The organism is Legionella sp., assembly GCF_965140895.1.
In the GTDB taxonomy this organism is placed as follows: domain Bacteria; phylum Pseudomonadota; class Gammaproteobacteria; order Legionellales; family Legionellaceae; genus Legionella.
The window spans coordinates 55,720-67,454 of record NZ_CBCSKT010000013.1; the positions used below are offsets into that span (position 1 = coordinate 55,720).

Genomic DNA, 11,735 nt, shown 5'->3' on the forward strand with positions numbered 1-11,735 from the left:
AGCTCTTCTTCGTCCTCAAGCTCTTCTTCGTCCTCAAGCTCTTCTTCGTCCTCAAGCTCTTCTTCGTCCTCAAGCTCTTCTTCGTCCTCAAGCTCCTCTTCGTCCTCAAGCTCCTCTTCGTCCTCAAGCTCCTCTTCGTCCTCAAGCTCTTCCTCGTTGAGGTTTAATAGTTCCGCAATCTCGCGCTTTCTATCAAGTAAAAAAGTCTTATATTCATCAATAACGTGTATTATTTTTCTAGACATAACGATGATACTCACATAGCTAATTTTATTTTAAATAAGAAACCCACTTAGAGTTAAAAAAACGTAACTCCCCACGTCATCCAGATCGCAGTCTAGGGATCTCCCCCACAATAGCACAATCTTTAAAGAAGCAATTGATATAAATCGTTCCACTCAGGATTCAATGCATTAATCAAATCATGCTTCTTTTCTCGTTCAATAGCTACAAGGATACTCCGCAAGTTTCATTATAAACCAATCGATCCTCATTTTATTTTTTGGTAAATCCATCTATCTGTTTATTTTTGTGTTCATAAACATGGCGTATCAAATCATTAGTGACGCTGGTTAATAAAACATTAAACTGTGTTTATTTGCTAGAAGGTAAACATAGGATTCTGTAGGCCTGTATTATTCCTTATTGTGCTAGACTATCTCGTTTTCTAACAATTTATTGAATTTCTTCTTGCATCCAGGGCTGGGTCCATACATGACAATGCCCCTTCTTGCAGTGATTCTTTGTGCCTAAAATTCGCTCCACCCTTTTCTTGCGTTAATAAAATTTAAGTTGACACGGCCATGACGAGGCCAAATTAACATCACGCAATTGGCACAGTACTTGCAATATAAACCAAAGATGATAGGAGAATACATCATGTATGAAAACTTGGAAGAATTAGGGAAAAAAATTGATGAAAAAAAAGGAGGGGTACATAAAGGAGATCTTTATTGTGGACTCTATAAAAAAAATTCAGCAGTGTACTTAGTTAAACGCGACCGAGAAAACCCAGCGAATAACATTGCCGAATATCTTGGCTCTAAAATTTTTAATATAGCCACACCAAACTATGGTGCAGAAATTAATCTAATTGCAATCAACAGCGATTCTAAACTGTCAACCCCAGAGGATATATATTTATGTTCTACCTATTTTAAAAATTACCACGATTTATACCAATGTGCCGGTTATATAGATAGACCAATCAAAATAGAATTTTTAGAAGGTTTTTTCGCTAAAGGTCAATACCTTAAAAATCAATTATTAAAGCAAAATAATGAGGGAAATTATCTCTATCAAAATTATGAAAAAGCAGTAGTTACCTCTTTATTAATAGGCGATTTTTCTATGCACTCAGGAAACTTGGGTGTAGTCACTGATGATATGAATCATCGACTAGTCCGCGTTGATTTTGGCGCTTCTTTTCGTAGCTTTACCTCAGAGATAAACCCTTTTCAATCCATAAAAAACCGGGCAGGATTTGAAAAAAATTACATCAAACGGGATCATCCTGCTGAACGATTCTTTTGTCGTGACTTCACTACCGAACTGAGACGTGTTGCACAAATTTCTTTTGATGAATTAATTATAAATGAATGGAATATTATTAAAAATTGTTTCAGCACTGATGCCCTGAAACAATTTGCTTTAAGAATATCCGGCGGTAATTCATTAGGGGAAAATGATCTCCCTAATTTTTTAATAAAAAAAATTAGGGAGCGACAACGATCACTAATACAAATGGCGCTAGAAATCGATTTAGCAATAGCGATCAAAGCCAATAACCTACAAAAATTAAAGCAATTTTTTTTTGAAAGAACAGCTGATGAGCATGAATCCATAAAATATATTCTGTTAGTACCAGAAAACTCAGAATTAAAACTAACTTATAAAAAGAAGATACATGAACTGGTGTTAAAACTAATTAAAGACGCTCGTAGAAAACCTGAAAGGTTTCCCCAAGAATTTGCTGGCTTATTCTATACTGAAGTCATTACACCCTCTATGGAAGAAGAGAACTTAGAGCTCCCAAAACCGTCCCTAAAAGTGTTCAACTAATTGTGTCACCTCGCTTTGTTCTGGTTTAATTGAATTAGACGCCTTAGTTAGAGAAACAATTAGAACTAACAGAGATGCTGGCATCGTCAATTTAACTTTTGTTAACGCAAGAAAGAGCGTCTGATTGAATTTTAGGTGCAAAGAATCTCGGTGGAAGCCGCTATCCAAAGTTCTTTAGTGTTATGAAATTGGATTCTCTGCTGAGATGCTGAATTATTGTAACACCCAACGGCGACAGCAAAGAGATTTCGAGTATTCCCCATGAGTGTCAGGACGCTCTGAGTCCCTGCTGGTGATTTGAAGCGGATGAGACACTTTTCTTTTCTGCGCGTAGGCTGATGGGCATTTTCCTCCCGGTTATTGAGTCCTTTATGCGACTGATGCTCAGCGCCTTTGCACATTTGGTGAATGGGTTTCGAGTCGCTCCTTAGCTTGTCCGTTACAATGACCCGAGGCCTAGGATAGGCATTCAACAGCCGAGATAGGAAGCGTATAGCTGCCTTCTTATTGCGGCGATTTTGTAGAAATACATCCAGCTCATAACCTTCTTCATCCATGGCACGCCATAGATAATAAGTCGCTCCGTTAATACGTACTTGCTGCTCCACCAACTGTTCCATGGGTTGATAAAGATACAGGCGTACTACACAAAGCAGAAATCTTTGTAGCAGTGCTTGATTGGATCACCAAAATTCGAAATATCAAAAGTTTATGATAGATAAGATTTTTCATCCTTTAGATGTCATTTTGATACCAATCCCTTATCTGCTTAATTATTAGGAATAACACTTCTGAATCATTTAATTTAAATCTAAAAAATATAAAGATTAACAATGAATTCTATCCGGTATTGATTCAGAGAGATTTGAATTTTTCCAGATTAAATATAGCCGCAAAAAATGGCTGGACTGATTGTGGAAATAATATTTTAAAAACTTTTTCAAATAACTGGCAAGATATATGTCAAAATGTATTTGACTATAAATTTGATAGTACAGTAATGATTTTTCCTCTAAATCTAATTAAAGAACAATCTCATGCTTTAATAGGATATAAGAGGTCTTCCCTTCTCTTTTTTCCAAAATCTAAAATCAGCATTACCCTAATGTTAAATAACAAAATATATGAATATGGAGTAAATAGAGTGAAAACTTACGAAAGTTGCATCAATTATTTAGCTTTTAATTGTTCCCATTAATGCATTTCTACAATGAAGCATTCTGACCTTCGATTTATACGTTTAAAAAACACTGTTTTAATGGGGTGTTTACAATCTCAATGAACCTAATAATAATTTAACCTAGAGTATTTTACCATAATAATTTACCGATTTTGGCTTGAATATGTTGAACTTTTTAAATTGAATTAAAAAGTAAACACCCCCCGTTTTATTGACGCTAAAACAAAGAGAACATTCAAATCAATATTGAAAATCTATATCACCATGTATTATAATACAGTGTATTACATTCTGGTGCTTTTATGAATCACTTTAAAACGAAGAAATTTAATAACGAAGCAAAGAAAGTTGATTTAAACGATAAAGTTCTAATTGAAACTTTAACCGCATTTATCAAATTGGGTAGAGACGAACAGCTAAAGTTTTCATTAGGGGCAGGGTTATACAAATTAAGAGTCGCCACAAAAGAAGGGCGGGGGAAAAGTGGAGGTTCGAGAAGTATCCTTGCGTTTAAAAAGGATAATGGAATTTATTGGTTACATTTATTTTCTAAAAATGAGAAGGGGAATGTGACAACAGCAGAGCTTAAAAAACTAAAGCAATTGGCAGATATCATGCTCTCGCTTACAGAAGAACAAATTACTAAATTAACAAACTTAGGTGAACTTTTTGAGGTAAATAAAAATGTCTAACATACAAGATACAATTAATGATCTCGCTCAGGGCTTATATGCTGCTGAAATTATTGATAAAAAAACTTTGCGAAATCTTACCAATGAGGATTTGCCTGTAGTGCACGAATTTACAGGGGAGGAAATTCAACAACTACGTAAAAAGCAGAGTTTAAGCCAAGCCGTTTTTGCTAAATATTTAAATGTGAGTCCTGCAATGATTCGCGGTTTAGAGCAAGGAAAGCGTCATGCTCATGGAGCTATTTTAAAATTACTTAACATTGTAGAAAGACATGGAATTAAGGGATTAATTTAGTAGAAGGCCTGGTGTAATGAAATGGACTCCTCTCCTAATTGGGGCAATACTAATGCCTTGTTCAAATTCATATGTTGATACAGCGCTGAACGAAACGCCCGATGACAATCCATTTGTGTTAACAATCCATCAGAACGACAATCTAGCTCTTTTTTATATAATTCTAAAAAACCTTGTTTAGCTGCCCTTCTCTCAAAGGATTGCCTTCCATACGCTGTAGTTAACCAGTAATCTATTGCATGTGGAATATCTCGAGGTTATAGGAAATTCAAAAGAAGAAAGGAATAACTTTGTACAGTAAAATGGTCATGGTTTATCGATGGTTGTGGTGTGATGGATGAAGAAGGAATAGAGCTAAGAATAAATTTAATCCAAAAAGGATTTCTAATGAACGTATTTTTGAAAAAAAGACGTAGTAATCCCGTTAATTGATGCGAGTTGGTTTTTGCAGGGCGATTTGCGAGGTGTAATTCATCAGCTGTCTGGAGGAGAGCTTAAAGAGCAGGAAAGACAACCGCATAGCCTGTTTACAGAGGATGCAATCGAGTGGATTGCTCCCTGATTGGTGTTTGACTCGCAAAGCCCAAAAACGTTGTTTTGGATTGGGCTGATGGATAAATAGAGACGAGACAATAGGCCCTAATTGAGCACGCAAGCGATTGGCAAGAAATCCAAAGTATCGAATGAGTCGAAATCCTTTTTCAGGAAGGTGCTGAATGAATCGAGTAATAAAATCAAAAGGATGTAGCTCAGTATATTGAGTTTGTTTGGTGCGATGATTTAGGAACTTAAAAAGCAGAGAAGTTCCGTTGTAATGAACGAGACGAGAATTGGCAATGTCTGGCCGTTTGATGTAACGCTCTCAGGCTGCAAAGCCCAGCCTACAGTGTTGTATTTTATTCGCTGTCCTTGTCTTCCAATTTATGACCATCCAGATGGTGCTCTTGACGTTCATTTTCTTGTTTCGCAATCTGTTTTTCCTTTTTGGTCCTGCCAAATTTTATGCGATTTTCAGAAGCTTTTTTTTCCTTTTCTAGCCTAGCTTTGGCTTTTCTTTTTTTATTAAGATTAATGATTTCTGCCATAGTATTCTCTATCATTACGTTCTTTATACTATAGCGCAGCTAAGTATGAATCAAAAGACATACACAGCCCCAGTACTAATAATCTATTGACAACCTCAGGAAATAAATAAGATATACGATCTCATTATTATTGGTTGCGACGGTATTGGTAGTGCAACACTTTACAAAGCTACGCATGCCGGATTATCAATTTTATGTATTGAACAGTATGAAAAAGGGTATCAAAAGGGGGGGGACTTGGCGAAATTCGAGCATTTCGTAAAGCCTATTATGATAATCCTGCCGACATTCCGCTTTTAGAAAAAGCGTATCTAGATTGGAAAAATTTAGATGCAAATGCAACAATGGCCAGAATCTAATGAAGCTGAAGCGATTAAGCAGTTTGCTAAACAGTATTTATCTAAGCTCACCTTAAACGATTTCATCAAAGACGCCAGCTGTTTATATGATGTTACGCCGGACCATCAATTTGTCATTGATAATCATCCTGATTACCCACAGATAGTTTTCGCGGCTGCGGCTAAAAAATTATTTATTTCTTCTTCAGTTATTAGCAAGCGAATTAGCCGCTTAGAAAATCAACTTCGAGTTCAATTGATTCAAAGAACCACGCGTACAATGACCCTCACCGAAAGTGGCCAACTCTTTTATGAGCATTGCAAACGAATTAAATCTGAAATTAATGATGCTGCGGATATAATACAACAACAACATCAAATCCCATCGGGGCTTCTGCGTATTAATGCGCCGATGAGTTTTGGTCAGGTACACCTTATTCCGGCGGTGAATGATTTTCTAGCCTTGTATCCAGAAGATTTAACGCGGCATAATTGCCTTATCTACCAATCCGAGCCAGGAAATTCATTAGGTATTGGACAAAAACATGAGTGGTGCTTTTATGATGAGAAAAAAAATTGATTATACCTGTCTCGGGGAATATGCGCATCAATATTAATCAAGGACTGGTAAAAGTTGCTCTAGCTGGAGTTGGGTTGCTGTTTAAGGAAAACCTGGTTGCGAGCACCAGGCTACATTATTTAAAAAGAAACTAATTTTATAATTTATTGATTGAAGTGGGGCTTGAATCGTTTAATTCCTGCTCTTGCATTTGTTCGTGCTGTTTCTTAAGCACGTAACACTGATATAAAGAATCAGGAAGAACGGGATACATGGATGGATTTCTTTTACTTGTACCTAATACGTTTAAATGATATTGCTCTACAAAATCTTTTTTAGTAAAGAGTACAGGAGATAAGCCTGAGGCCAGTATAATTCCATGGGTACTTAGGAGTGGAATTAATCGGCGTAAATTTTTTTCAGCATCAACTCTATCGACAATATTTTCATTAATAGGGCCTCCGGAGAGGATAATGCCATGAACTTTTTGGTAACATTCTTTATATTCTTCCGTCTTGCTAAAACCCTCTAATGTCGTATTAATGCCTTCAATATTTTGTTCTGCATAGGACTCAAATTTTATTTGGGCGGTAGCGTATTGAGATGAGTCAGGCTCTATAAATATATATTTGAAAGGGATTTTTTCTTGGATAAGCCTATCTATCAATTTTATCGCTAATCGTCCTTTTCCACCACCGACATCAATGAGTACGAGCGGCGTGTCTTTTTTCGCTAATGGGAGAATATATTGCTCAACTTTTTCTCTCATAAACACATCGCTTACTTCATCATAATGCGATTCAATTTCTGCATACTCCCAATTACTTTGCCAAAATAATGTGGTTAATGGTTTGGCTTGAATGCGAAATTGCTTTTTAGAGATAACCTCTATATCTTCTTCTGCAATATTATTAATTAATAGCTTAATCGACTCGTCAAAATTGTGCGCTTTACAGAAAAAATGCTTTTTGGGGAGTCCTTTTTTAAATTCAAAAGTGATGCAATAACTTGCTTCTGAAACGCCAGCGATCACCCCTTCAAACTCGGTAATTTTTAGTAGCGAAATCTCATCATGATAAGCTGCAACGTCTAGTCGGATTGACTTTTGATGATCTGGTCGTAATGCATTTTGAACATATTGGTTTAATTTAAATTCATTGTCTATTTCTATAATTGTATCGTATTGGGCGATTGCAGTTCTTAAGGTTGCTAAATCATAATTCTTAGCTCCGGAAAGACACGGATTTTTATGATGAACATCCATGCAGAGTGTATATAAATTTTGAACTGCATTGGGTATTAGATGGTTTATATCTTGATCACGATGCACGAAAGCATTCTCCATATTTTAGATAAATCGATAAACAATAGCACATTTAGCATATTAATAGGAGAGTTCTCCCCTTGGCTCAGAAAGCAAGGCAATTGGGTTTAGATAAGGTTTTAAGTGTCGAAGATTTTTATATCTTAATTCATTACTGAAAAAGGATTAAAACAGGGAGGCTTTTAATCGATTTGGGCCTTAGATGAACTGGATAATTCATACAATTCTAGCAAAGGATAGTGTATAATAAAGCCACAATTAATTTCGGTATTTAAAGTGAGTTCATATGAGTTACGTAATTTCTGCGCTTTATAAATTTGTATCATTAAGTGACTATCTGCAGTTACAAGAGCCTTTATTAAGTTTTATGAAACTTAATAAAATCAGAGGCAGTTTATTATTGGCTGAAGAAGGTATAAATGGCACTGTTGCTGGAACTAGAGAAGCAATTGATGCTCTTTATGGCTGGTTTAATGAACATAGTTCATTGGCGAATATTGTCTATAAAGAATCTTTTGCTGATAAAATGCCCTTTAATCGAACTAAAGTAAAATTGAAAAAAGAAATTGTTACTTTAGGCGTGGAGGGAGTATCTCCCAATGATGTTGTTGGAACTTATGTAAAACCTGGGGAATGGAATGCATTAATTAGTTCCGATGATGTTACTGTCATTGATACACGAAATGATTACGAAATACAAATAGGGACTTTTAAAAACGCAATCAATCCAAATACCGCATCGTTTCGTGAGTTTCCTCAATATGTAGCAGAGAACCTTTCACCTGCAACCCATAAAAAGGTAGCGATGTATTGTACTGGGGGCATTCGCTGTGAAAAATCAACTGCTTACTTAAAAATGCTAGGTTTTGAAGAAGTCTATCATTTGGAAGGCGGTATTTTAAAGTATTTAGAAGAAGTACCAGCAGCTGAATCGCTATGGGAAGGGGAGTGCTTTGTATTTGATGATCGCGTTGCAGTAAATCACTCATTGGAAAAGGGTAGTTATTCACAATGTCACGCCTGTCGTTTGCCGATTAGCGAAGAAGATATGCGTAGCGAGTTTTATGTTCAGGGGGTTAGTTGCCCGCATTGCATTGATCAGCATACTGAGATACAAAAACAACGCCATCAAGAACGAGAAAAACAAAATCAGTTGGCAAAAGCGCGTGGTGAAACACACATTGGTGGCGATGTTGCTGCAATTATTCAGACGCGTAAAGAAATGAAACAGAATCAACGCCGAGTTAACGTATCAGAGTAGACATGCGTTGGGACAAACGTGTAGGCAGGGTTTCTAGTACTTGACATATTGCTGACTCAGCATGGCGCCGACTTTGGTGGTCTGTGCGACGCCTTGTTATCAAAATAAGAAATATCTTACACGGTATTGAGTCACTTGTAGCTGGCTAAACGCAATAATGTTTCTATAATAAAAATCGTTTGGCACAGCTGCTTCAGTTGACAGGATGTTGGACTCGGGCCGGAGTTGGCTTCAATGTGTGTTGTGGCTGTGCACAAGCACGATAACTAACTAAAGATAGTTCATTTGCAGGTCCTTTGTTAATCCGCCCCGAGTGACAGAAACATGAAGGTGCACATGCCAGTTGAGGGTTCTGCCACGGGCAGGGTGGTAGAAGTTCTTTATTCTTCTGTAACCAGTTATCCGTAGCGATTTTGCCACAGGCACTACAGCCTCGGTCTTTGCAACTAAAGTGAACTCGCTTTTCATGGGTACACGAGGGATTGGAGCAGTGATAATGCGCATGGCCTCGCATGTAATGACGGCAACTCAATATTTTATTGATGCTGTAATCCACACTCTCTCTGATCTACGAGGCAATAGAAAAAGAGCATCGAGGCGCGTAATTTGATAGCCAGCGATTTACGCAGGCAACTGACAAGGATGCAGAGTAAATCCCCGCTTTTTTAGGGATGGATTCCTTTACTGTATGATGTGGTAGGTTGCACACACATCAGATAACTCAGCTTTGGACGTCCTAATTCGATCATAGGCAGTGATATCGTTTTTGGTAAATAGACCGTGCCGCCGAAGCGCCTCGCTCCGAGACTTTTCCATTTCCTCCTTGGCAACTTTAACCACACATTGCTCATAATTGATCAAATCATCTTCCTTCTGAGGTAAGGATACACTTAGAATATGTGATTTTATTTCTTGGTAGGCTAGATTATCGTTCACAATAAAACTGTGAATATGTCCTAAAAGATCATCAGAGAGCTTATGACACTCCACCTTAATGGATTGCCCCCCTTCGTCAGTAACTTGGGTCATAGGTGTGTAAGGCGACTCCAGACATAAAAAGGGATACACTGGGTTGAGCTCAGGAACCATATATGTAATTTGTGCGCAATGCTGGCTGATAATTCTATATATACCCATGATCTTTCAAAATGCTTGCTATTTTAAATCAAGAAGATCATGCTATGCGGCATGAAAAGACTCTACTTAACACCAGAAGAAAAAGATTATCTTGAACGAGAGCATGCCCTAAAAGAAAATGGCAAGGAACGCGATCGTATTAAAGCCATTTTATTACGTTCGGAAGGTTGGACAGTTCCTCAAATAAGTCAGGCACTTCGCCTGCATCAATCAACGATTATTAGACATATTCAAGAGTATCAAGAAGGCAAACTTAAGGATGCCAGTGGTGGTTCGAAAGGGCAATTAACCGAAGAACAAACCCAGGAGCTAATTGCACATTTAGAAGCAAAGCTTTATCACCATAATCATCAGATTATTTTGTATGCGCAAGAGCGTTACAGTGTTACTTATACCATACCAGGAATGCACAAATGGCTGCATCGCAACGGATTTAGCTATAAGAAGCCCAAAGGCCTTCCGCATAAGGCTGATGCCCAGTTACAACAGGAGTTTGTTGCAAAGTACCTGCAACTGAAAGAAGAAGCTGGTAGTGAAGAGCCTATTTTGTTCATGGACTCAGTACACCCAACACAGGCTACAAAACTGGCTTATGGTTGGATAAGAACCGGCAAAGTAAGGCATGTCGGGACAACAGCGAGTCGTACACGGTTAAACATTATTGGTGCGATTCAGTTGGGTCATATTGCAGAAGCAATTACATCGCAATACGAGACGATTAATGCAGAATCCATAATAGCTTTTATGGATAAAATCCGGTCTCATCATGCTGATAAAACAGTCCACTTGATTCTAGATATGGCTCCTTATCATCGTTCTTTATTGGTCGTTGAACATGCCAAGGCGCTCAATATTAAGTTGCACTTCCTTCCTCCATATAGCCCAAATCTCAACCCCATAGAGCGGCTATGGCGGGTGATGAATGAACATGTGAGAAATAATCGTTGTTTTAAAGGTGCTAAGGATTTTAAAGAGGCTATTTCTGGCTTTTTCACTGACACGTTGCCATATATTGGAAATGCCCTTAATGGGCGAATTAATGACAACTTTCAGTTTTTAAAAACTTAGCATTTTGAAGTTTCTTGAGTATAAGTACCTTGAAAAACATTAGGATTTAAAACTTCTAATATGTTATTTTAGTAGTTAATGTGTGGTTGCATTAGCGAGTTGAATCCGCCTTTTAGTAAGTCGAATACTAACTCATATTGTTGAATCTAATATTCATTTGCCACGAATGTTTTTATTAAATATTTTCGGAGTATGAGTTTAATCATTAACTACGGATAGTCGCTGTTTTTATATAAGCAATAGGATGTATTATTTATTGGAGTAGGTAGTGAGGATAGAATTAAGAATGAAATTTATTATTCATGTTTTCATTTTGGCACTATTATGGATGGGCTCATTAGCTTATGCAAAAAATGGGCATTTATTCAATGTTACTGAAACAGGGGATCCTGTTTTATTAGATATTAATTTATGTTTGAATGGCAAAGGACCCTATGCGTGTGAGAGATATCGTATTTCTGCTATGAACTTAAGCCTTACGACTACTACAAAACATGATTATCCAGCTGCGGGCATCAAAGTACTGTCTTCAAATTACAAGCCAAGTAACTGTAGGCAAATTGCGAATGGATACTGTTTATTTTCAGTGAGCCATACTCAATCGGCAGTCATCAAATTAGATAATTTACAAAAAAAAGAGCAAAGGATTTTATTGAATAGTACTCCCCCAGCAACGCCTATGGTAGGGGATAGTTATACGCTCACCGCTACAGGCGGTGGTTCAGGCAATGCGGT

At 37.3% G+C, this 11,735-nt stretch carries 12 protein-coding genes and 2 pseudogenes; 7 read left to right on the top strand and 7 right to left on the bottom strand.

Going from position 1 to position 11,735, the window contains the following annotated elements:
* On the bottom strand, positions 1 to 245 hold a 245-nt coding region (locus tag ACQY7T_RS02060; protein ID WP_428411059.1), incomplete at its 3' end, for a hypothetical protein.
* Positions 246 to 843: 598 nt separating this feature from the next.
* Here ACQY7T_RS02060 and ACQY7T_RS02065 point away from each other — a divergent pair.
* On the top strand, positions 844 to 2,061 hold the full coding sequence (locus tag ACQY7T_RS02065; protein ID WP_428411060.1) for a hypothetical protein: 1,218 nt from the start codon (positions 844 to 846) through the stop codon (positions 2,059 to 2,061).
* Between the two features lie 131 nt (positions 2,062 to 2,192).
* Here the strand turns inward: ACQY7T_RS02065 and ACQY7T_RS02070 are convergent, their stop codons facing one another.
* On the bottom strand, positions 2,193 to 2,669 hold the full coding sequence (locus ACQY7T_RS02070; RefSeq protein ID WP_428411061.1) for an IS6 family transposase: 477 nt from the start codon (positions 2,667 to 2,669) through the stop codon (positions 2,193 to 2,195).
* Between the two features lie 874 nt (positions 2,670 to 3,543).
* Here ACQY7T_RS02070 and ACQY7T_RS02075 point away from each other — a divergent pair.
* Both ACQY7T_RS02075 and ACQY7T_RS02080 read left to right on the top strand, forming a co-directional pair.
* Positions 3,544 to 3,933 carry a type II toxin-antitoxin system RelE/ParE family toxin gene (locus ACQY7T_RS02075; RefSeq protein WP_428411062.1) on the top strand — a complete coding sequence of 130 codons (390 nt, stop codon included), beginning with the start codon at positions 3,544 to 3,546 and terminating at the stop codon, positions 3,931 to 3,933.
* The gene (locus ACQY7T_RS02080; protein ID WP_400188945.1) at positions 3,926 to 4,228 is read left to right on the top strand and encodes a helix-turn-helix domain-containing protein; all 303 of its coding nucleotides are present in this window, start codon (positions 3,926 to 3,928) and stop codon (positions 4,226 to 4,228) included. Before ACQY7T_RS02075 ends, ACQY7T_RS02080 begins: the two co-directional genes overlap by 8 nt.
* Positions 4,229 to 4,652: 424 nt before the next feature.
* Here ACQY7T_RS02080 and ACQY7T_RS02085 read toward each other — a convergent pair.
* Together ACQY7T_RS02085 and ACQY7T_RS02090 are read right to left on the bottom strand one after the other, a co-directional pair.
* Positions 4,653 to 5,087, bottom strand: a pseudogene (locus ACQY7T_RS02085) (transposase); the annotation flags it as partial.
* A gap of 37 nt (positions 5,088 to 5,124) precedes the next feature.
* Entirely contained in the window at positions 5,125 to 5,313 is a 189-nt protein-coding gene (locus ACQY7T_RS02090) for a DUF4169 family protein (RefSeq protein ID WP_428411063.1), read from the bottom strand.
* A 330-nt stretch (positions 5,314 to 5,643) separates the two neighbouring features.
* Here ACQY7T_RS02090 and ACQY7T_RS02095 point away from each other — a divergent pair, with 330 nt between their 5' ends.
* Positions 5,644 to 6,231, top strand: a complete 588-nt coding sequence (locus ACQY7T_RS02095) for a LysR family transcriptional regulator (RefSeq protein ID WP_428411064.1) — start codon at positions 5,644 to 5,646, stop codon at positions 6,229 to 6,231.
* Positions 6,232 to 6,367: 136 nt separating this feature from the next.
* On the opposite strand, the gene ACQY7T_RS02100 is transcribed toward ACQY7T_RS02095, so the two are convergent.
* Positions 6,368 to 7,540, bottom strand: a complete 1,173-nt coding sequence (locus ACQY7T_RS02100) for a hypothetical protein (RefSeq protein ID WP_428411065.1) — start codon at positions 7,538 to 7,540, stop codon at positions 6,368 to 6,370.
* 280 nt (positions 7,541 to 7,820) lie between these two features.
* Between ACQY7T_RS02100 and ACQY7T_RS02105 the strand changes: the two genes are divergently transcribed.
* Positions 7,821 to 8,795 carry a rhodanese-related sulfurtransferase gene (locus ACQY7T_RS02105; protein WP_428411066.1) on the top strand — a complete coding sequence of 325 codons (975 nt, stop codon included), beginning with the start codon at positions 7,821 to 7,823 and terminating at the stop codon, positions 8,793 to 8,795.
* Positions 8,796 to 9,068: 273 nt separating this feature from the next.
* On the opposite strand, the pseudogene ACQY7T_RS02110 reads toward ACQY7T_RS02105, so the two are convergent.
* Together ACQY7T_RS02110 and ACQY7T_RS02115 are read right to left on the bottom strand one after the other, a co-directional pair.
* Positions 9,069 to 9,363: pseudogene (locus ACQY7T_RS02110) on the bottom strand (transposase zinc-binding domain-containing protein); the annotation flags it as partial.
* A gap of 113 nt (positions 9,364 to 9,476) precedes the next feature.
* Positions 9,477 to 9,932, bottom strand: a complete 456-nt coding sequence (locus ACQY7T_RS02115; RefSeq protein WP_428411067.1) for a hypothetical protein — start codon at positions 9,930 to 9,932, stop codon at positions 9,477 to 9,479.
* A gap of 39 nt (positions 9,933 to 9,971) precedes the next feature.
* Here ACQY7T_RS02115 and ACQY7T_RS02120 point away from each other — a divergent pair, with 39 nt between their 5' ends.
* Together ACQY7T_RS02120 and ACQY7T_RS02125 are read left to right on the top strand one after the other, a co-directional pair.
* Complete coding sequence (locus ACQY7T_RS02120; RefSeq protein ID WP_428411068.1) at positions 9,972 to 11,000, top strand: IS630 family transposase; 1,029 nt, start codon at positions 9,972 to 9,974, stop codon at positions 10,998 to 11,000.
* 286 nt (positions 11,001 to 11,286) lie between these two features.
* Positions 11,287 to 11,735 (top strand): hypothetical protein (locus ACQY7T_RS02125; RefSeq protein WP_428411069.1); only part of this gene is annotated, 449 nt, incomplete at its 3' end.